The organism is Paraburkholderia fungorum (assembly GCF_902833645.1).
GTDB classification, from domain to species: domain Bacteria; phylum Pseudomonadota; class Gammaproteobacteria; order Burkholderiales; family Burkholderiaceae; genus Paraburkholderia; species Paraburkholderia fungorum.
Window position 1 is genome coordinate 108,309 of record NZ_CADFGE010000006.1, and the last position, 20,866, is coordinate 129,174.

Genomic DNA, 20,866 nt, shown 5'->3' on the forward strand with positions numbered 1-20,866 from the left:
TTTTCATAGCATTCAGACACGCAGCGCGAATCATTGCGCGCGCGGTCCGAATAGTCCAGACAGCCGAACGGAGACACCATGTCCACGCTGTATAGCCAGCTCCTTGCCGATCCCGCCGCACTCGTCAGCGCCTGCTACGACGACGCCTTCCGGTTCACCCCGCAGCAGATTAACGACATACAACTGAGCGGCGCACGCCGGCGCTTCGCAGAAATGCGCACAAAAATTCCGGTGCTCGAGCGTCTCGCCGCTGAACAGGGCATCGATACGATCGACAGCATCGACGACGTCGCTCCTTTGCTGTTCGCGCATACGGTGTACAAGTCGTATCCGCTGTCGTATCTCGAACGCGGCCAGTTCGACAAACTCACGCGCTGGCTCAACGGTTTGACCACGGAAGACCTGAGCCACGTCGACGCATCGGGCATCAAGCTGATCGACGACTGGATCGATCTGCTCGACGCCCAAACGAATCTGCGCGTGTTCCATACGTCAGGCACCACAGGCAAGCTGTCTTTTCTGCCGCGCACCGATCACGAGTGGCGCCAGAACATCACGCTATCGGCGAGCCGTATTCGTGACTGGCGCGCTCCGGGTAGTGGTCCCGATCTGATTGCGAATCCGCGTCCCTTGATCGCGCCGACCTATCGCAAGGGCGCGAGCGCCGCTGCGCGCGGCAGCGGTTATCAGGTCGAGATGTACGCGGGCGGTGAGCACAACGCATTGTTCATGTATCCCGACGCGCGTTTTTCCGCCGACGTCGCCTCGTTATCGGGCCGTCTCGCCGCTGCCGAGGCGCAGGGTGAACTCGGTTCGTTGCATATCTCCGACGCCTTGCTGGCGAAGCGCGAGGAACTCGTGCGAGTGGAGCGCGAACGCCCTGAGCAACTGCGCAAGTTCTTTGCCGAAGCGATCGACCGCTTCGCCGGCCGCGACGTCTACATGGGTGCGGTCTGGACGATCCTGTACGAGACCGCAGCCGAAGGTCTTGCCCGAGGCGCCCGCCAGGTATTCGGCAACGGCAGTGTGTTGCACACGGGCGGCGGCAAGAAAGGTAAGAACATGCCCGACAACTGGCGCGAGCAACTTGTCGAGTTCCTTGGCTTCGACAACTTCTATGAGTTCTACGGCTGTAGTGAACAGATGGGTTTCTGTATGCGCTGCGACGAAGGCCACTATCACGTGCCGCCTACCACCATCGCGTTCCTGCTCGATCCGGCGACTGGCAAACCGCTGCCACGCAAAGACGGTTTGACTGGCCGCTTTGCTTCACTCGATCTATTGCCGGGCACCTACTGGGCGGGCCTCGTGACCGGCGACGAAATCACGTTGCACGGGCACGAGAAACCCTGCAAATGCGGCCGCAGCGGCCCCTATTTGCTGGCTGCGATCCGCCGCTATAGCGAGAAGGAAGGCGGCGACGACAAAGTGATTTGTGCCGGCGCCCCGGCCGCGCACGACGAAGCGCTTAACTTCCTGACCGAACTTTCCGAGTAAGCCGATCATGACCCCTTCCTACAACGTACCGCTGATCATTCGCGGCAAGCTCATCGAAGGCGACGCGCTGACATTCGGCGGCCGCCGCGGCGGCGTGTCCTTTACGGCACCAGACGTGAGCCGCCATGTCGACGAACTGACGCTGCGCGCGCCGTCGCAGATGGCCGACCTGTACACGCTGAGTCTCGCGCAGATCGTCGACTATCTGGTCGAGCTTGGCCAGCACCTCAATTTTGCCGACAACCGTCATTTGCAACAGGCCTTCGAGCTGTCTTGCGCCACATCCGGGCTGTCGGAAAGCATTCTGCGTTTTCACTACACACGCACGCCGCGCCTCTTTCAACGTGACGAGCTGTACAACATCGTCGCGCGTTCGGTCGGCGCCGAGTATCTGGAGGGCTGGGTCGAGCAACCGGGCAGTCTGCCGGGCGTCACGGCGCGCACCCGTGCATTCGGCGCGCGCTGCGTCCACGTGATTGCGGGTAATGCGCCGGTGGTCGCGGTACTGACGCTGATTCGCAACGCACTTACACGCTCCGACGCCATTATCAAGGCGCCATCGAACGATCCGCTGACGTCCATGGCGCTGGCCCGCACGATGATCGACATGGCGCCGGATCATCCGTTGACGAAACATTTGAGCGTCGCTTACTGGAAGGGCGGCGACGAAGCGGTGGAGCGGCATATCTACGATCCGCGCAAGGTCGAGAAGCTGATTGCATGGGGCGGTTTCGATTCGGTCAAGCACATTACGCGCTATCTGCAACCTGGCCTCGATCTGATCACGCTCGATCCGAAACTGAGCGGCACGATCATCGGCCGTGAAGCTTTCGCCGATGAGGCGACGCTGGCCAGCGTGGCGAAACGCCTCGCGCTCGATGTCGGTGCGCAGAACCAGGAAGCCTGCGTGAGCGCGCGCGTGATCTACGTGCAGTCCGGTACCGACGAAGCCGGTCTCGCGCGCTGCGCGAAGCTTGCCGAACTCACGTTTGCGGCACTGCAGAGCTTGCCCGAGAACCTTTCCACTCCCCACAAGGCTTTCGATCCGCAGCTGAAAGAAGAACTCGACGGTATTCGCATGATCGGGGACGACTACACGGTCTTCGGCGGCAGAAGCAATGAGGGCGCGCTGATCGTCTCGCGCGACGGCGCGCCGGTCAGCTTTTCACGCATCCTCGGTTGCCGCGTGGGCAACCTGGTGCCGATCGACGAGATCGACACCGCCGTGCGTTCGGTCAACGCGTATACGCAGACCATCGGCATTTTTCCGGAGGCACTCAAACACACGTTGCGCGACCGCCTCGCCTATCAGGGGGCGCAACGGCTGGTGTCGCTAGGCGCGGCCGCGACCTTGCAGCATAACCTCGACCGCCAGGATGCCATCGAACCGATTCGCCGCACTGTGAAATGGGTCACGGAAGAAACGGCCGATCCAGTGCTGGTCGAATCGCTGGCGGGCTAAGCGCGGTCGCGCCGCGCTTGCTCAATCAACTTTAACGGAAGGAGCGAAACCTATGAATTCGATGGACGGCAAGGTCATCATGATTACCGGGGCGAGCAGCGGCATAGGCGAGGCGACCGCCAGACGGCTGGTCCAGCAGGGCGCCAAACTCGTGTTGGGCGCACGGCGCACGGACCGCCTGAAGCATCTGGCGGAGCAACTCGGCGGCGATGCCAACGTTTTGTGGGCGGCCACCGACGTCACGCAAGCTGCCGAGCTGCAACAACTCGCAGAGAAGGGGCGCGAGCGGTTTGGCCGCATCGACGTGCTCGTCAATAATGCCGGCATCATGCCTGTATCGATGATCGCGCAAGGCTGCGTGGACGACTGGAACCGCATGATCGACGTGAACATCAAGGGCGTGCTGTATGGCATTCACGCCGTGCTCGGCGGCATGCTGGAGCAGGGCTCGGGACATGTGATCAATATTTCATCGGTGGCGGGATTGACGGTGGGGCCAGGCGGCGCCGTCTATTCGGCGACCAAGTTCGCGGTGCGTGCGATCAGCGAGGGTTTGCGTCAGGAATGCGCGGGCAAGGTGCGCGTGACCTCGATCTGCCCAGGTCTCGTCGCGAGCGAGCTCACCGACAGCATCACGGTGCCGGCTTTCCGCGAGCGCGCGCAAAAACTGTTCGAGGGCGCCATGTCACCGGACGTGATCGCCGACGCTATCGTCTATGCGATTGCGCAACCGGAACATGTTGCGGTCAACGAGATCGTCGTGCGGCCGCTCTCGCAAAGTTTCTGAAGCGGGGAATGATCGGCGGTGTGAGAACGAGTCGCCTTTTGCCGTCGATCAGCACTACAATGCATTAGCCGAACACCGCTGCGGATTGCGCCGGTCAGCGCGCATTCAACCGCATCGGCGGTGCTTCGTTTTCCCTGCATCGTGTGCCGCCTCCCCATGCCTTTGACGCTTACCGATACCGCTGCGCCTTCTACGTCCGCAGCACTCGCGTCGCCCTCGCGAAAGCGGGCCACGCTCAGCCGTCTATTGAAAGAGGCACGCCTCGCTTTTTCGGAGAAGGGCCTCGCGGGCGCACGGGTGGACGATATCGCGCGCGCAGCGGGCGTAACCAAGCAGCTCGTCTATCATTATTTCAGCAGCAAGGAGCAGTTGTTCGCCAGCGTGCTCGACGAGTCCGCGCAAGACGTGCTGGCCGATCTGCTGGCGCTCGAACTCGATCATCTGCCGCCGGTGGAGGCATTGCGGGTCTTTCTGCAACACGCGATCGATCAATACCGGCTCGACCCGACGCTAGGCTCCCTCGCGCAGGAGAGCCTGCGCTTTCACGAGCACAACACGCACCCCGTCGAACGCAACCGTTTCGTCGATCTGGCGCCCGCACTGGTCGCGCAAATGGAGCGTATCCTGCAGCGCGGGGCGGCGAGCGGCGAATTCCGTGAAGGTGTGGATGCGCGCATGTTCTACGCCGCGTGCGCCCTGCTGACTACCGGCGGCTTCACCAATCACTACACCGTGTCCGCGGTGGCGGGTTTCGATACGACATCCGCTGCGGGTGCGGCGGCATGGCGTGAATTCTCGGTGGACTTCGTGCTTTCCACGTTGCTCGCCGGCGACCGGCCACCGCTCAAGCGGCCGGCTTCGACGGCTTTAGCAGACGCCCCACGCGGCCAGAATCGCCATCACGAAGCTTGATTGGGTTGTGCCGCGCCGCTCGGCTTTGCCGAGATAGCGTTGCACGCGTTGCGCGGCGATGCGTCCCGGCATGCCGTTCACGCCGCCGCCCGGATGAATGCCGGCGCCCCCGAAGTACAAACCGCGTACCGGCAACGTCGCGCCACCCAGCCCGTAGGCAGGCCGGAATTTGTTCGAGCGCATCGTGCTGGTGTCGATATGCACCACGCAACCGTTGACGGTGTTAAGCCGCTGCGTGAAGTCGGGCGCTGCCTCCATGCGGCGGGCAATCTCATACTCTTTCAGACCGTCCACGTACTCGCTCGCCTGGTCGATGACCTGCTGCGTGACGCGTTCGCGAATCGCATGCCAGCCTTCGCGTGGCTGGGTCGGCATGGCAGGCGGGTAAAGATACACCGTGTCCTGTCCAGCAGGCGCCTGTGACGGATCGACTGCGCTCGGCGCCGTGATCGTCAGATAGGGCAGGGTGGGAACTTCTCCACGCGCCGAAGCACGGAAGTTTTCCAGCACCGCCTCCGTGGTGCCGATCAGCAAGCAGCTCCTGCGCAGATCGAGGCCGTCGCCGCGCTTCGCCTCGAAGCGCTTGAGCGATATCTGGCCGCGCAGTGCCATGTCGACCTTCAGCGGCGACGCGCCGTGCGCATTGGCCGGTGCATGCGCCATGCGCGTCAGCAGGCGCTTGTCGACCCGGCCGGGCGTAACCAGTTCGAGCGCGACCTTGGGGTGACAGCTCGCGATGACCGCATGCGCATAGAACGTGCGGCCGTCGGCGAGACGTACGCCACGCGCCGCGTGGTCGTCCGCGATAATCTCCGCGACGCTTGCCGAGGTCATGACTTCGCCGCCCAGTTCGCGCAGCCGCGCGGCCATCGCATTGGACAAAGTCTGCATGCCGCCCACCACGCGGCCCACGCCGAAGCGGTGCAAAAAACCGAGCAGTGCGTAATAGATGCCGCTGCCGTCTGCCGTGATGGGACCGGCGAGGCCGGTCAGGCAACACATCGCGGAGATCGTCACCGGGTGTTCGAAATGCTCCTGCGCAGCCTGATAAGCCGAGCCGGTGAGCAGCGCCATCAGTTCGGGTTTCAGCTTGCGATTGCGCAGCGCCGCCTTGAAGGCCGCGAATTTCGCGCCGAGGTTTTTATCCGCCGGGTCGACGCGCATCATCGGCACCGCCATGTCGATGAAAGCGAATACGACCTTGATGAAGGAGAGAAACGCGTCGGCGTCTTTCGGGCTATAGCGGCGAATCTCGGCTGCGGTCTTTTCCGGGTCGCGCCAGAACACCAGCGAGGTGCCATCCGGATGCAAATAGACGTAACCCGGTGTCAGTTCGATCTGGCGAAAGCCGTGCCGTTCGAGCTGCAATTCGGCCGGCACGCGCGGATGCACGCGCATCGACATCATGTCGAGCGCACACGGATGAACCATGTGCTGTGGCGCGCCTTCCAGCAGATAACCCGACGAAGCCATGCCGCCCACCTTGTCGAGCGCTTCGAGCACCAGCACCTGCTTGCCCGCCTCGGCGAGATAGCAGCCCGCCGATAGTCCGTTGTGGCCGCCGCCGACGATCAACGCGTCATAAGTCTTTTCTGTTGCCATGTGTCTCCGTCCTTTTTGTTGTCAGGGTGCATGGGCGTTTGCGCCGATCGCAGTGCGCGCCTTTTGTCTTGCCTCCGTGCCTTAAGTGGATCACAATCGACAAATCTGTTCAATATAATGCGCTGACTGCGGGTCAAACGGTTATCAGGCCGATCCCTGGGTCCGCGCGCCGAATATCAACGATGGAGACAGGCATGAGCACACCCGCCGCAACAACTTCGCTCGAGAGCGCCTTCGCGGGCGTCGCGGATAACTACAAAGGTAGCGACGTCGATCTGCATGCGATTTATCGTGACATGCGCCGCAATTCGCCGGTCATCGCGGAAGACTTCATGGCGCGCCTCGGCGTACCCAACATTGCCGGTCTGGACGCAAACCGGCCGACGTTTACGCTGTTCAAGTACAAGGACGTGATGTCGGTGTTGCGCGACGCCACCCACTTCACGAGCGGCTTTATCGCCGAGGGGCTCGGTGCGTTTTTTGACGGCCTGATCCTGACCGGGATGGACGGTGAAGCGCATCGCCGCGCGCGCTCGCTGTTGCAGCCGGTCTTCATGCCCGACGTGGTGAACCGCTGGCGCGAGACGAAAATGGCGCCGATCGTGCGCAGCGAATATATCGAGCCGATGGTGCCGAAGCGCCGTGCCGATCTGATGGATTTCGGTCTGCATTTCCCGATCCGTTTGATCTATTCGCTGATCGGTTTTCCCGACAATCGTCCCGAGCAGATCGAGCAATACGCCGCATGGGCGCTGGCGATTCTGGCGGGCCCGCAGGTCGATGCCGAAAAGGCCGCCCAGGCGCGCAAGGCGGCGATGGAAGCCGCTCAGGCGCTCTACGACGCGGTCAAGCTCGAAGTGATTGAAGTGCGCAAGAACGGCGCGCAAGGCGACGATCTGATTAGCCGGCTGATCCGCGCGGAGTATGAAGGGCGCTCTCTGGATGACCACGAGGTAGCGACTTTCGTGCGCTCATTGCTGCCGGCGGCAGGTGAGACCACCACACGCACGTTCGGCTCGCTGATGGTGGCCTTGCTGGAACGGCCGGAACTGCTCGAACGGGTGCGGGCGGATCGCAGCCTCGTGCCGAAAGCGATCGACGAAGCCGTGCGTTTCGAGCCGGTCGCGACGTTCAAGGTGCGCCAGGCGGCACAGGACACGGAGATCGGCGGCTTTCGCATTCCGAAGGGCGCGATGGTGCAATGTATCGTGTCGTCGGCGAATCGCGACGAGGAGGTGTTCGAGAACAGTGAGAGCTTCGATATCGATCGCAAGCTCAAGCCGTCGTTTGGCTTCGGCTTTGGTCCGCATATGTGCATCGGGCAGTTCATCGCCAAGGTCGAACTCGCGGTGGCGGTGAATACCATCCTCGATCTGCTGCCGAACCTGCGGCTCGATCCGGAGATGCCGAGGCCGCGGATTGTCGGTGCCCAATTGCGTGGCCCGCACGCGCTGCATGTGATCTGGGATTGACGCAAGAATTGACGCAAGAACGCGCGTCGAAGCAAGAAAGGCGACCCTCAAGTCGCCTTTCTGACTGCCCAAAGAAGATCGCCGCTCAGATCTGCGAAGCGGGCAGATGCACGACAAGACCGTCGAGTTCCGCGCTCATGGTCAGCATGCACGACAGGCGGCTATTTGCCCTGCGCGGCTCGGCGGTGCTGTCGAGCATCGCATCTTCCATATCGTCGATCGGCGGCAATCTGTCTTGCCACGCCTGTTCGACGAACACGTGGCAGGTGCAGCATTGGCATGCACCGCCGCAGTCGCCGTTGATCCCGGCGATGTTGCGTTCGAGCGCGCTTTGCATCACCGTCGCGCCAACGGCTGCATCGACGTCGATGCGTGTGCCGTCATGCATGATGTACGAGAGTCTTGGCATGGTTGTCTCCTCTATAGCGTTGTTGATGCGCCGGTTTTCGATTCCTGCGGGTCCGCGTGCAACGTGAATGCCAGACCTATAGCGACCGGCTGATGATTTCCTTCATGATTTCCGAGGTGCCGCCGTAAATTCGCGCCACCCGCGCATCGACCCATGCCTTACCGATCCGGTACTCGCTCATATAGCCGTAACCACCGTGCAATTGCAGCATTTCGTCGAGCAGCTTGCCTTGCAATTCGGAGCCGACCAGTTTGCACATCGCGCCGACCTCGGCACTCAGTTCGCCGCGCATCGCGCGGGCGAGGCAATCGTCGACGAATGCGCGCAGCATGGTGGCTTGCGCCTTGACTTCGGCCAGCTTGAAGCGCGTGTTCTGAAAATCGAAGACGGGTTTGCCGAACACGCGCCGGTCACGGGTGTACTGGATGGTCTCTTCGAGCAAGGCCTCGATCGAAGCCGCCGCGCGAATCCCTATGATGGTGCGTTCCCATGCGAGCTGATGGGTCAGGTAACCGAAGCCCTTGTTTTCCTCACCGAGCCGGTTGCCGACCGGCACGCGCACGTTGTCGAAAAAGAGTTCGGACGTATCCTGTCCTTTGAGGCCGATCTTCTCCAGCAGCTTGCCTTTGGAAAAGCCTTCGGTGTCTTCTTCGACGCAGACAAGGGTGAGGTCGCGCGATTGCGGATCGAGCTTGGTCGCCGTGACGACAAGGCCGGCGTTGCCGCCGTTGGTGATGAACGTCTTCTGTCCGTTGATCACGTAGTGGTCGCCTTCGCGGCGCGCGCCGGTGCGCATCGAGCGCAGATCGCTGCCGATGCCCGGCTCGCTCATGGCGATCACGCCGATCAGTTCGCCGCTCGCCATGCGCGGCAGCCAGCGTTGTTTCTGTTCTTCGCTGCCATATGCGACGAGGTAGGGCGCGACGATCTCCGAGTGCGTCGTAAAACCGATGGCCGTGGCGTTGACGCGCGCCAGTTCCTCGATCATCACCGCGGAATGGCCGAAGTCGCCGCCGCTGCCGCCATACTCTTCGGGCACGGTCGAGCACAGCAAGCCGATTTCGCCGGCCTTGCGCCAGAGCGATTTCGGCACGATGCCGGCCTGTTCCCACGCGTGCAGATTCGGCACGATCTCGGTTTCGATAAAGCGCCGGGCCTGCTCGCGAAATAATTCGTGGTCTTCCCTGAAAACGGTCCGCATGGTCATGTCCTGCGATTGTCGCTCTGCGTTTGGATGGAGTGGGGGTGCGCTAGTGCGCGTGACGTGTCTGCCCGTTCATCTGTCCATGTAGCGGGGTGGGCGTTTGTCGAGAAACGCGTTGACCGCTTCCAGATGATCTTCGGTGTGATGCGCGAGCGCCTGATAGGCGGCGGACAACTCCAGCAACGAATCGAGCCGCATATGCTGGCCTTCGCGCAAGAGCCGTTTGGTCAGACGTAGCGCGTGCGACGGGTTGGCCGCGATGCGCTGCGCCATGGCCTGGCAATGCGCGACCAGCGAGTCAGCCGCGACGACCTCGGCCACCAGTCCCCATTCGAGCGCTTTGGCCGCATCGATCGTGTCGCCCGTGAACGACATCACGCTGGCGCGCTGCATGCCGATCACGCGCGGCAGCAACCAGGCGCCGCCATCGCCCGGCACGATGCCGACCTTCACGAAGCTCTCTGCGAACAGCGCTTTCTCCGAGGCGATGCGAATGTCGCACATGCAGGCGAGATCGAGCCCCGCGCCGATCGCGGGACCGTTGATGGCGGCGATCACCGGCACGTCGAGCTCATACAGCGCGAGCGGGATGCGCTGGATCGTATTGCGGTAGCTGTCGCGCACTTCCTGTGGTGAACCGGCGAAGATGCCGCCGCGCTCGCGCATGTCTTTTACGTTGCCACCGGCGCAAAACGCGCTGCCTGCGCCGGTCAGGACGAGTGCTTTGATGGTGCGATCGCGGCGCACCTGCCGGCACAGATCGACCAGCTCGTCCATCTGCGCGGGTTCGGACAGTGCATTGCGCGTCTCTGGACTATTCAGGCACACGGTCAGCACGGCGCCCTCGCGTTCGACCTTGAGAAAGGCTTCGCTCATGCCGCGACTCCTTGCAGTTGCACCGCTGCTGCGGGCCGCTCGAGCGTCGCGAGACGCCCTGCGCTCAGCGCCGGCCATAATCCTGCGGAGCCGGCCGCGCACACCGCGGCGCCGAGCCGTTGCGCCCACACGGTCGCGTTGCCGAATTCGCTGCGCCATGACCACAACCGCCGGGTCGAGTGATGCAGCGCATGTTCATGGGTGAAGCCGATCGCGCCATGCACCGTATGCGCCGCTGCCGCCGCGAAACTCGCTGCCTCGGCGCTGCACACTTTGGCTGCGGCGATCGGCAGCGCGGCGAAGCCGCCGGCGCCGTCGAGTGAGGCGCTGAACGCGCACTCGGCGGCCACCGCTGCCGCCGCTGCATGTTCGGAGAGGACGGCGATCTGTTGTTGCAGCGCCTGAAATGCGCCGATCGGCTTGCCGAACTGCACGCGTTCGGTGGCATAGAGAACCGTCTGGTCGAGCACGGTCTGCACTGCACCCGCGATCTGCGCGCTGCGCAGCATCGCCGCGCCCAACTGCAGCGCGTCGGCCTGCAGATCGGTGGCTAAGGGCACGCAGCTCACACAGGCGGCGCGCTCGAAATGCAGATCGTCGCGCGGTTCGCCGGCCGTGTTCAGCCGCAATGTCGTCCTTGCATCGGCAGCGTCGAGCAGCACAAGGGTCGGCTCCTTGCCTGCGGTGATTGCAACTACGTGGCCGACGTGGCGGCCCCAGGGTACGTCCACCAAGGTACCGCTCACGCGTGCCTGTTGCAGCGTCACCGAGCCGCCACCCGCGATGCCGAGCGGTGCGTTGATTGCTTCGAGCCCGCATTCGCCGAGCAGCGCATTGGCCAGCAGCGTTTCGGCGAACGGCAAGGGCAGGTTGTGACGGCCCGCCGCGCGCACGACCACGAACAGGTCGGCCCAGCTCGCGCCGGCGCCACCTTGCGCTTCTGAAGCGGCCGCCACGGCAAAACCGGATTCTTCGATGGCGCTCCACACAGGCGCCGGCCAGGCGCCTCCTTCACTGTCGCGCAGCACCTCGGGAGTGACGGTGTCACCGAGCAGGCGCTCGATAGTGGATTCGAAAATTTCTCTCATGGCGATTACCGCAGTCCAAGTCCGCGCGCGATGATGCCGCGCAGGATTTCGCGCGTGCCGCCGCGCAGTGAAAAGGAAGGCGCCATCTGCATCAGATAGGCGAGTACTTGTGCATGGTCGCTGCCGCCGCCGGTGCTGGGCAGCGTATCGAGCAGCAATTGCGCGACCTCGGGAATCTCCTGTTCGAAGGTCGTGCCGAGATCCTTGACGCACGACGCGGCCCACGCGGGGTTGTGCCCGGCCGCAAGTTCTGCCGTGACCGAGAGCGACATCTGCCGTAACGTAAAGAGCCGCGCTGTCAGGCGGCCGATTTCGCGCGCCTGCAACGCATCCGGCCGGCGGCCGATCGCATCGATCAGCGTATGCAGCAATGCGATGCTGCTGAGAAAGCGCTCGGGCCCACTGCGCTCGAACGCGAGTTCAGCGGTGACCTGGTCCCATCCCTGGCCCTCGGTGCCAACCAGCGCATCGGCGCCGAGCTCGACATCGTCGAAGAACACTTCGTTGAAGTGCTCGCCGCCGGCGAGGTCGCGGATCGGGCGGATCGTCACCCCCGGCGCTTTCAGGTCGATGATGAATTGCGACATGCCCTCGTGGCGTGCGCTGGATTTTTCGCCGGTGCGCACGAGCGCGATCATGTAGTGCGAGTAATGGGCGTTGGTGGTCCACAGTTTGTGGCCATTGAGCAGCCAGCCGTTGCCTTTGCGTTCGGCACGCGTGCGGATCGACGCGAGGTCCGAGCCGGAATTCGGCTCGCTCATGCCGATGCAAAAATAGCTTTCGCCGCGGCAGATCGCCGGCAGATAGCGCTCGCGCTGCGCTTCGGTCCCGTAGCGCAACAGCAGCGGAGCGCTCTGGCGATCGGCGATCCAATGCGCGGATACGGGCGCGCCTGCCGCGAGCAGTTCTTCGATCACGACATAGCGCGCAAACGGGCCGGCCTCGCTGCCGCCATAGCGTTTGGGCAGCGCCATGCCGAGCCAGCCGCGCCGGCCGAGCTCGCGGCTGAACTCGGGATCGGCGCCCATCCACGATTCGGCGCGCTTGAGCGGCGAGCGCGTTTTCAAGGTGTCGGCCAGGAACTCGCGCACCTGCTCGCGCAGCGGCTCGGCGTCGGTGGGAATGCGGTGATAACGAAAGGCGGTAGCGGACATAGTTCGGATGGGACGCAAAGGAGCGGGCAGCGGGTCGCGCCGATCATGGCCGAGGATTCGAGCGCATTCGAATACATGTGGCAGGCCGCACCGGCCGCATCGCTCGTCTGAACCCGAAGCCGATACGTGCGGCGCGGCCCGATTTGTGTTGCAGACGCCGCGGCGGCGTGCTGCCGCGGCGTGAGTGGACCGCTTTACAGCGCGGCCTGTGCGTCGGCGGCGGCGAACATCCGGTTGATGTCGCCGGAGGTCACCGGCTTGTTCGGATCGCGCACCGGCGCGGCGCCGCCCATGCCGAGCGCGGGCTCGATGCTCACGTGCTTCGCTTTGGCGCGCAGCGCACCGACCGTGCAGTTTTCGCGGCCGAGGATCGCGAACGGATCATAGGAGAACTCGCGCATCGCATTCAGGTGCGTGATCTTGTTGATCACTTCATCGGACACGTTTTGCGCCTGCGCCTGTTCCCAGAACACGTCGGCCGAATTCGGCCACGTGCAGTCGGAGTGCGGGTAATCGCATTCCCAGGTGACTTTGTCGAGGTTGATCGAATCGAGGTTCTTCAGGCCGAACTGATCTTCAATGAAGCAGGTGATGATGTGCTCGTTGAAGATGTCGCTCGGCATCTTGCCGCCGAAGTTCGACATGGTCCACGCATGGTGGTGACGATGCGTGAAATCAGCGCGTTCGAGCAGATACGGAATCCAGCCGATGCCGCCTTCCGACAGCGCCATGCGCAGCGTTGGGTATTTCTTCCACATCGGCCCCCAGATCCAGTCCGCGGCCGAATTGGCGATCGAGATCGGCATGGAGGTGATCCACGCGTCGATCGGCGATTCGTCGGAAGCGTGGTCGGCCTTCGCGCCGGTGCCGATATGGCAGCAGATCACCACGTTGTTGTCCGCACAGGCTTTGTAGACCGGATCCCAGTGGTCGTTGTGGATCGACGGGTAGCCGTGCAGCGACGGGTTGTCCGAAAGCGAGAGGGCATGTACGCCCTGTTTGGCCATCCGTTCGATTTCGGCTGCGGCGGCTTGCGGATCCCACCATGGCGTGATCATCAACGGCATGAAACGGCCCGGTGCGGCGTTGCACCAATCATGCAGATGCCAGTCGTTGTAGGCCTGAATGGCTGCGAGCGACACGCCGCGATCCGCATAGGTCTGAAAGCGCTGACCGGCGAAGCCGGGGAATGTCGGAAAGCACAGCGAGCCGAGAACGCCGTTGGCGTTCATGTCGTCGACGCGGGCTTTGATGTCCCAGGTGCCGCGGCGCATATGCTCATAGCCGAGCGGTTCCATGCCGTACTCTTCCTTCGGCCGGCCCACGACGGAATTGAGGCCCATATAGCCGGTGGCCTTTTCTTCGAATTCCCAAACATCGCGGCCACTGCGTTGCACGACTTTCGGTTCGCGGCCCTTGTATTTGGCGGGCATGTGGCGCGCGAAAGCGTTAGGCGGCTCGATCGCGTGATCGTCTACGCTGACGAGAATGAGGTCTTCCAGTTTCATCGGGGGTCCCCGTAGTGAAGGGCTCACCTGCGATTCGGCGAGCCGGGTTTGGAGCGAGTTGGTATTGAGATAGTAGATAACAAGTTGAACACAATCAACGATAATGTTCACTTAAAAGCCGTCGGCGTAGCTTTTTTAGGGTTTACAGGGAGAAGGATGAGGGGATTTCTCGCGAACGGCGTGCGCTGTCGGCGCGTTCGCGGCGCAGGGGCTGCGCTGAGTTTGTGTTGAGTTTGCGTGCAGAAAGTGCCGTTAGAGGCGAAGGTGACACGGGGAGGGGACTCGAACCCCTACACCTCGCGCAAATACAGAATCAGAACAGGACCGACTCCAGCCGGTGAGCCAGATCGCGAACCGCCTCGCCAAGCGCATCCACCTGCGCCTCGCTGCGATCACCTCGAATCATGACCGTAGAGACGGTAAACGCGATGTTGTCGCTCTTGTCGCAGACAGCAGCGGCAATCGCCATCACGCCGGTAGCGAAGTACCCATCGTCACTGGCCCAGCCGCGCCGCCGCGCGCGATTTACCTCGCGCAAATAGGTTTCGAGCGAGATGGGCCGCGCCCAGCGCAACTGTTCAAATTCCTCCCGCAACTGCTCATCGGTGAGCCCGAGGCGCGCGGCGAACAGGCGTCCGCTGGCCCCCATCAGAATGGGCAGCCGCTGGCCGGCCGGCATATCGATGTGCAAATCCGTCGGACTTGATTCCGAGCTCACCAGCACGATCCGGTCCGCGCCGAGCCGGCGCCATAAGGTCACGGTGACGCCGAATTCCGCGGCAAGATCCTGCATCAGCGGCGCGGCCAGTTGCAGCCGCTGCCCCTGCGTGACCAGCTGCTCGACCAGTCGCGCTAACCCGAGGCCTGCCGAATACGTTTTCGACAATGCGTTGAAATCGACCACGTCCTCGGCGACGAGTGTGCGCAGAATATTGAAGCAGGTGCTCGGATTGATCGACAGATGCCGTGCGATGTCAGCGGCTCGCTCCGGCGCACCTGTCTGCGTGAGATAACGCAGGATACGGATTGCATTCGCAACGGGCTTCACCGTGACTGCGCTCGTTGCGCCACGGCTTTTCGGCGCTGGATCAGCGGAGCGGCGCGCCACGCTCGCTCGGGTTCCTACGGACTCGCTTGCAGCAGTGTTCTTCTTTGTCGTCATGGGTGGCGGTCTCTTGGTTGCCGTCCGGGCACTGGCACGTGCCGTTCATTTTCTATTCTCGCCCGTAAAGAAACGCGGCGCCAAAGGGTGTTCACGGTGTTCCGGAAGCGCTCCGGAATCGTTCTACGGGCAGTGATTATATTCTGTAGCCAGAATAGTCCCGGCGCAAAGCCTTTGTTCATAGTGGCTTACCCGATCAAACCGGCGCGATCGCCGCTTCGATAATCGACGGCCCACGACCTCCATCTACTCTTGCAGCCAGGGTCAACCCGGACCATAAAATAAACACAATCATAAAATCTGTGCATATAATTTCCAGCCAATGGCCCCGGATGGCCAAGCGTCCAAAGGAGGAGACATGAATTCGGAAATCAAGGCATCAGTGGTGCTGCGCGTGAGCGCCGATCGGAGCCGCTGCTGCGGGTATGGCCTGTGCGCGCAACTGTGTCCGCAGGTCTACAAGCTCGATCAGGACGGCCTGGTTTATCTCGAAGCGGAGACGATTCCCGCCGAACTCGAGGCTGACGCACGCGAAGGCGCGGCCGCCTGTCCCGCCGAGGCGCTGAGCGTCGAAGCGATCGCGGGCTGAGCCAACCGGAGAACGCATCATATGGGACGGCTCGAAGGAAAGGTCGCGCTGATCAGCGGCACCGGCGGCGGCCAGGGCAGGGCAGCCGCGCTGCGCTTCGCACGCGAAGGCGCCAGGGTGTTCGGCTGCGATCTGAACGCGGCGGCGCAGCAGGAAACCCTCGCACTGCTGCACGGCGAGGGTCTCGACATGGCCGGCGTGGGCAGCGTCGATCTGGGTGATCCACAAGGCGCCCAGGCGTGGATCGAAGACGCGATTGCCACTTACGGGCGCATCGACATTCTGTACAACAACGCGTCGGCGGCGCGCTTCGGTCCGGTCAGCGAGATGTCGGTGGACGACTGGCGCTACACGCTGCGCAATGAACTGGACATCGTGTTCTATCCGACGCGCTTTGCGTGGCGCCATCTCGCGGAACGAGGTGGCGTGATCGTCAATATCTCGTCGGTGGCGGCCTGGGGCGCCTCGGCGGCGACCGGTATCGGTGCGCATTCGGCAGCGAAGGCCGGCGTGGTTGCCCTCACGCGGCAACTCGCCGTGGAAGGCGTCAAACACCGGATTCGCGCCGTGAGCATCAGCCCGGGTGTGGTCGTCACACCCGGCACCAGGCCGTTCCTCGATAACCCGGCCACGCGCTCGATGCTGCTCGCCGGCATCCCGATGGAACGCGCCGGCGAAGCGGAAGAAATCGTCGCCGCCGCTTTGTTCGTGGCATCGGACGAAGCCTCGTACATCACCGGCACCGACATCGTCGTGGACGGCGGCATGCTCGCGCTGTAGCAGCGCAACGCATGCCTGGCAGATCACCCTATCAGGAGACGTCGTGGATATTATCGGCATCGGCTACCTCGGCTTCGAGACGGCCAACATGGATGAGTGGCGCACGTACGGCCCCGAAGTATTGGGTTTGCAAATCGGCGCGTCGCCAGAAGCGGATCGCGATTCGCTGTACTTCCGGATGGACGACCGGCGTCACCGCTTCGCGTTTCATCCGGGCAAGGTCGACCGGCTCGCGTATATCGGCTGGGAAGCGCGCGGCAAGCTCGAATTTCAGGCGGCTGTCGCGCGGCTGCGCGAAGCGGGTGTTGAAGTAACGCAGGGCGACGCGGAACTGCGAGGCGTGCGCGACGTGGTGCGTTTTCGCGATCCGGTCGGCTATCAGCATGAACTGTTCTACGCGCAGAAATGGATGCCGCGCTCGTTCATTCCAGGCCGTCCGCACGGCGGCTTCAATGCCGGCGCGCGAGGTCTCGGCCACATCGTAGTGATCACGCCGGAGTTTCCGCCGGAGCTCGAACACTTTCTGACCGTAGTGATGGGCTTTCACTACTACGGCGCCGGAGCGGGCAAGGGCAAAACCGCGTTCTATCGCTCGAAACTGAACACCAGTACGAGTCACGACATTGCATACGGCCTCGGGCCGAACAAGATGGGCATCCAGCACATCGGGCTCTTCGTGAACAATCTGCGCGATGTGGGCGAGACCTACGACATCGTCAGGCAGCGCAAGCTACCGATGATGATGACACTCGGCCAGCACACGCAAGACCCGCACGTGTCGTTCTATCACTTCTCGCCGGGCGGTTTTGCGTTCGAGGTCATCACCGAGCTCGAGCCCTGGCACGGTGACGGCTTCGAGTTGAATCCGGAAAAACTGAGCACGTGGGGCCACGAACTGGTCGGCCCGATTCTGGGTCCCAGCGTGCGCACGCCGGAAGAAGTGATGGATGCCGAGGGTCTCGCGATTCTCGCCGCCAGACGTCAGTTGGCCGAATCGTGAAGCTCGCGAGAGTCCGCGACGCGGCGGGCGAGTGTTTCTGGGCTCAGGTCGATGAAAGCGCGCGCGAAGTGCAGCGCATTCGCGCGCCCTTCGAGGTATGGGCGCCGGTGGTCGCGGACCAGGGGGACGCGGCGCTCGAACTGGATGCACGCCGTTTGCCGCTCGCCGAATTGCAGCTGTGTCCACCGGTCAATCCCGGGGCTCGCGTGTTCGGTGTGGGTCTGAACTATCTGTCGCATCTGGTGCGGCTCGGCCGCAAGCAGGCGCCGCCGCATACGCTTGCCTATATCAAGCCGGCATCGGCGCTGGTGCCGCCGGGCGGCGAGATTCAGTATCCTGCCGTGACCAATCAGCTCGATTACGAAGTCGAACTGGTGGCGGTCGTCGCGCGTGCGTTCGGCGACGAGCCGCAGGCGAGCGCGTGTTTGCTCGGCTATACGGTGGGCAACGACATCAGCGCGCGGGATGCCGGCAAGCAGCTCGGTTCGCTCGACCTGTTCACGCAGAAAGCGCTCGACAGCACAGCGCCGATCGGTCCGTGGATCACCACACTCGATGAGTTCGGTGGCCCTGGCCAGCCGTGCGTAACGCTGAGCTTGCGTATCAACGGCGAGGAGCGCCAGCACGATACGACCGACCAGATGATTTTTCCGGTCGACGAATTGCTGAACTATGTGGATGCACGCATTGCCTTGCGTCCGGGCGATCTGGTCTTCACCGGCTCGACATGCGGGGTAGGGCTCGAAGACGGCCGCTTCCTGCAACCGGGGGACGTGATCGAAGCGCAGATCGAGCGCATCGGTGTGCTGCGCAACCGGATCGGAGCGAAGCGGGTACTCTCGCCGATGCGCGCTATTGGCCGGTTGGGGCGCGGTGAATAGACGAGTGCGATTGATCCGTGCATGAGGCAAGCGGAGCATCGCAACCGCACGGTGGCTGAGCACTTATGCCTGGCCGCCGTTTTCATTTACCGACGCTGTTGCGCATCGTGCAAAGCGGCGAGCGTTCGCGCATAGGGCTTGATGCCCGAGCCAATCAACCACAATCCAAACAGTGCTGCGGGGGCCGCCGTGCATGCTACTGCATAGCCCAAAGCGCCGTCGCGATGAAACACATGATCGGTGACGAGCGCGACGGCGGTCGGCCCCAGTCCGATACCCAGCAATCCCGCGAGCAGCAGATACACGGCGATAGCTTGGCCCCGCATGCGGTTGGGCACGACCGCCTGAATCGCCGCGGGCGCCGCCGATTGGGCAATGCCGAGGCCGAACACGCTGACGAATAGCAGCGCGAACGCGAGACGGGCGTCCGGCATCAGCGGCCACAGCACGCACGGCAGCGCGAACACCGCCGAGCCGAGCAGTGCGACGCGAAAGCGTGCCGCCGTCACGCCGCGCGCCATCCATGCATCGCTGAGAAAACCGCACGCCAGGGTGCCGCCCGCACCTGCAATGGCAATGATGAGACCGAGTACGGGTCCTGAGTGCATCGGCGGCATACCGAAGTTACGTTCGAACAACGCGGGTGCCCAGGCAAGCGCGCCATAGCCGATGATCGACAGCAAGGCCGGGTACGTCAGCACACGGAAAAACGTGGCGGCATGCAGGCGCAGATAACGCACGAAATCGCTTATGGAAGCGTTCTCGTCCGTCTCCATTCCGGTACTTGCCACCGCCACTTCCTGACGCGCCGGCTCGCGCACCGTCAGCAGCAACAGCAAGGCGAGCGGCGCGGCGGGCAACGCCGCCGCGACAAACGCGACGCGCCATGCCGGCACGCTGCCGATACCGGCAATCGCCAGACCGTGCGGCGGAATCGTGGCCAGCAACCAGCCGCCGAGCAGTAACGACGCACCTGAACCGATCGCAATCGAGACGTAATAGATGGCGATCGCCCGGCCACGCTGCGTCGGCGTGAAGCAGTCGGCGATCAGCGAATAGGCGGCCGGCGCGAGCACCGCTTCGCCAATGCCAACCCCGACCCGTGCGAGCAGCAGGTGCGTGTAACTCTGGCCGAACGCGAATAGCGCGGTGGCCGCACCCCAGAACAGCAACGCGACAAAGATCAGATTGCGACGGTTGCCACGATCCACGAGGCGGCCAAGCGGCAAACCGGCCAGCGTGTAAAAGATCGCGAACGCATAGCCCTGCAGCAGGCTGAATGCCGTATCCGAGATGCCGAACTCTTTGCGCAAAGGACGCACCAGCAGCGCGGGCAGTTGACGGTCCAGCTGAGACAGCAACGTGGCTGCGAATAGCACGGCGATGACATATCCGGCATAACGGGCCGACGGATAAACGGGTGTTGTGCCGGCTGACGCTGAAGTGGCCGCCGAGGTGGACGCGCTTTGCCGCGTCTGGGGCGTGAGGACGGTGGGCAAGCAGGACTCCCGGGGCGGATGGACAAGCGCCCGCGCGAGGCGGGCGATGTCGTTCGTCATGGCATACAGTGTGCTGAAAGAAGGGCGGCGCCGTTGCGTGGTGGCGTTCCCGCCCGCTTACTGCTCGACTGCGGCCTCGCCGCGCGCCTTCACTGCTTCGTAGAAATCGCGTTTGAGCGTCGGATAGTACGCAATCTGGCCGCCCATGCCGCCGGCGATATCGATCGATGCCGCGCTGATGAAACTCGCATAGTCGCTCGACAGAAACAGCGCCATGCCCGCGACGTCTTCCGGTTTGCCGAAGCGGCCGATCGGCACGACCTTCAGCACCATCTTGTCGAACTCCTCACGCGTGCAGCCGGGTGGCATCTCGCGATAGTGGCGGTCCCATTGGCCCGTGTCGATCCAGCCCATGTTCAGGGTGTTGACGAGGATGTTGTCTTTCGCGAGCGACATGCCGAGCGATTTCGACATCGCCACGCAGGCCGCGCGATTGACGACCGACGGAATGCCGTCCGGTGTCGGCACGACGCCCGCAAGTGCGTTGATCTCGATGATGCGGCCCCAGCGTTGCTTGCGCATATGCGGCACCACTGCCTGCACGAAGCGGAAATGCCCCATTTGCAGAATGTTGGCGTGTTCGAGGATCTGTTCGGGCGTCAGCGTTTCGAGGTTGCCGCCGCGACCCTGGCCGGCATTGTTGATCAGCACGTCGACGCCGCCCCAGCTTTGCGCCACCTGTTCCACGAACTGTTTGACGCCTTCGGTATCGGTCACGTCGACCGAATGCGCGATCACGGCCGCCGCGCCGCGCGCTTTCAGGTCTTCCGCAACGGCTTCAAGGTCGGCGCTGGTGCGCGCACAAATGGCGACGCGCGCGCCCTCGGCCGCAAAGGCCCGCGCGATTGCGCGGCCGATTCCGCGTGATGCGCCGGTGACGATCACGCGCTTGCTGCTCAGGTCGATCTGCATATGTCTCCTCAT

Annotated in this window: 19 protein-coding genes; 9 read left to right on the forward strand and 10 right to left on the reverse strand. The window is 63.2% G+C overall.

Going from position 1 to position 20,866, the window contains the following annotated elements:
- Window positions 1-78: 78 nt before the first annotated feature.
- From HWX91_RS19690 to HWX91_RS19705, 4 genes are all read left to right on the forward strand, one after another.
- Complete coding sequence (locus HWX91_RS19690) at window positions 79-1,497, forward strand: long-chain-fatty-acid--protein ligase (protein ID WP_028198112.1); 1,419 nt, start codon at window positions 79-81, stop codon at window positions 1,495-1,497.
- Window positions 1,498-1,504: 7 nt separating this feature from the next.
- Window positions 1,505-2,959: an acyl-CoA reductase gene (locus HWX91_RS19695; protein ID WP_028198113.1), complete on the forward strand. Its 1,455-nt coding sequence runs from the start codon at window positions 1,505-1,507 to the stop codon at window positions 2,957-2,959.
- 52 nt (window positions 2,960-3,011) lie between these two features.
- Complete coding sequence (locus HWX91_RS19700) at window positions 3,012-3,746, forward strand: SDR family oxidoreductase (RefSeq protein ID WP_028198114.1); 735 nt, start codon at window positions 3,012-3,014, stop codon at window positions 3,744-3,746.
- Between the two features lie 156 nt (window positions 3,747-3,902).
- Window positions 3,903-4,658 carry a TetR/AcrR family transcriptional regulator gene (locus HWX91_RS19705; RefSeq protein WP_028198115.1) on the forward strand — a complete coding sequence of 252 codons (756 nt, stop codon included), beginning with the start codon at window positions 3,903-3,905 and terminating at the stop codon, window positions 4,656-4,658.
- On the opposite strand, the gene HWX91_RS19710 is transcribed toward HWX91_RS19705, so the two are convergent.
- A complete protein-coding gene (locus HWX91_RS19710; protein WP_028198116.1) occupies window positions 4,614-6,260 on the reverse strand; it encodes a phytoene desaturase family protein in 1,647 nt (548 codons plus the stop codon). The two genes, HWX91_RS19705 and HWX91_RS19710, sit on opposite strands and share 45 nt — an antisense overlap.
- Before the next feature lie 194 nt (window positions 6,261-6,454).
- Here HWX91_RS19710 and HWX91_RS19715 point away from each other — a divergent pair, with 194 nt between their 5' ends.
- Window positions 6,455-7,732 (forward strand): cytochrome P450, encoded by a 1,278-nt coding sequence (locus HWX91_RS19715; RefSeq protein ID WP_028198117.1) that lies wholly within the window; start codon window positions 6,455-6,457, stop codon window positions 7,730-7,732.
- An 85-nt stretch (window positions 7,733-7,817) separates the two neighbouring features.
- Here HWX91_RS19715 and HWX91_RS19720 read toward each other — a convergent pair whose 3' ends face one another.
- The 7 genes from HWX91_RS19720 to HWX91_RS19750 form a co-directional block, all read right to left on the reverse strand.
- A complete protein-coding gene (locus HWX91_RS19720; protein ID WP_028198118.1) occupies window positions 7,818-8,141 on the reverse strand; it encodes a 2Fe-2S iron-sulfur cluster-binding protein in 324 nt (107 codons plus the stop codon).
- 76 nt (window positions 8,142-8,217) lie between these two features.
- The gene (locus HWX91_RS19725) at window positions 8,218-9,342 is read right to left on the reverse strand and encodes an acyl-CoA dehydrogenase family protein (protein ID WP_028198119.1); all 1,125 of its coding nucleotides are present in this window, start codon (window positions 9,340-9,342) and stop codon (window positions 8,218-8,220) included.
- A 75-nt stretch (window positions 9,343-9,417) separates the two neighbouring features.
- Entirely contained in the window at window positions 9,418-10,221 is an 804-nt protein-coding gene (locus tag HWX91_RS19730) for a crotonase/enoyl-CoA hydratase family protein (RefSeq protein ID WP_028198120.1), read from the reverse strand.
- Window positions 10,218-11,309 (reverse strand): acyl-CoA dehydrogenase family protein, encoded by a 1,092-nt coding sequence (locus HWX91_RS19735; protein WP_028198121.1) that lies wholly within the window; start codon window positions 11,307-11,309, stop codon window positions 10,218-10,220. Before HWX91_RS19735 ends, HWX91_RS19730 begins: the two co-directional genes overlap by 4 nt.
- A gap of 5 nt (window positions 11,310-11,314) precedes the next feature.
- The gene (locus HWX91_RS19740) at window positions 11,315-12,463 is read right to left on the reverse strand and encodes an acyl-CoA dehydrogenase family protein (RefSeq protein WP_028198122.1); all 1,149 of its coding nucleotides are present in this window, start codon (window positions 12,461-12,463) and stop codon (window positions 11,315-11,317) included.
- A 194-nt stretch (window positions 12,464-12,657) separates the two neighbouring features.
- Window positions 12,658-13,971, reverse strand: a complete 1,314-nt coding sequence (locus HWX91_RS19745; protein WP_028198123.1) for an amidohydrolase family protein — start codon at window positions 13,969-13,971, stop codon at window positions 12,658-12,660.
- 313 nt (window positions 13,972-14,284) lie between these two features.
- Complete coding sequence (locus tag HWX91_RS19750; RefSeq protein WP_244144104.1) at window positions 14,285-15,019, reverse strand: IclR family transcriptional regulator; 735 nt, start codon at window positions 15,017-15,019, stop codon at window positions 14,285-14,287.
- A 472-nt stretch (window positions 15,020-15,491) separates the two neighbouring features.
- On the opposite strand from HWX91_RS19750, the gene HWX91_RS19755 reads away from it, so the two are divergent.
- The 4 genes from HWX91_RS19755 to HWX91_RS19770 are packed head-to-tail and all read left to right on the forward strand — an operon-like array spanning window position 15,492 to window position 18,383.
- A complete protein-coding gene (locus HWX91_RS19755; RefSeq protein WP_028198125.1) occupies window positions 15,492-15,722 on the forward strand; it encodes a ferredoxin in 231 nt (76 codons plus the stop codon).
- Window positions 15,723-15,743: 21 nt separating this feature from the next.
- A complete protein-coding gene (locus HWX91_RS19760) occupies window positions 15,744-16,502 on the forward strand; it encodes an SDR family NAD(P)-dependent oxidoreductase (RefSeq protein ID WP_028198126.1) in 759 nt (252 codons plus the stop codon).
- Window positions 16,503-16,545: 43 nt separating this feature from the next.
- Window positions 16,546-17,502 (forward strand): VOC family protein, encoded by a 957-nt coding sequence (locus tag HWX91_RS19765; protein ID WP_028198127.1) that lies wholly within the window; start codon window positions 16,546-16,548, stop codon window positions 17,500-17,502.
- Window positions 17,499-18,383, forward strand: a complete 885-nt coding sequence (locus tag HWX91_RS19770; RefSeq protein ID WP_028198128.1) for a fumarylacetoacetate hydrolase family protein — start codon at window positions 17,499-17,501, stop codon at window positions 18,381-18,383. The genes HWX91_RS19765 and HWX91_RS19770 overlap by 4 nt, the downstream gene beginning before the upstream one ends.
- Window positions 18,384-18,469: 86 nt before the next feature.
- Here the strand turns inward: HWX91_RS19770 and HWX91_RS19775 are convergent, their stop codons facing one another.
- Together HWX91_RS19775 and HWX91_RS19780 are read right to left on the reverse strand one after the other, a co-directional pair.
- Window positions 18,470-19,882, reverse strand: coding sequence for an MFS transporter (locus HWX91_RS19775; RefSeq protein ID WP_052660789.1), 1,413 nt, complete (start codon window positions 19,880-19,882; stop codon window positions 18,470-18,472).
- A 117-nt stretch (window positions 19,883-19,999) separates the two neighbouring features.
- Window positions 20,000-20,854, reverse strand: coding sequence for an SDR family oxidoreductase (locus HWX91_RS19780; RefSeq protein WP_028198129.1), 855 nt, complete (start codon window positions 20,852-20,854; stop codon window positions 20,000-20,002).
- Window positions 20,855-20,866 lie beyond the last annotated feature (12 nt).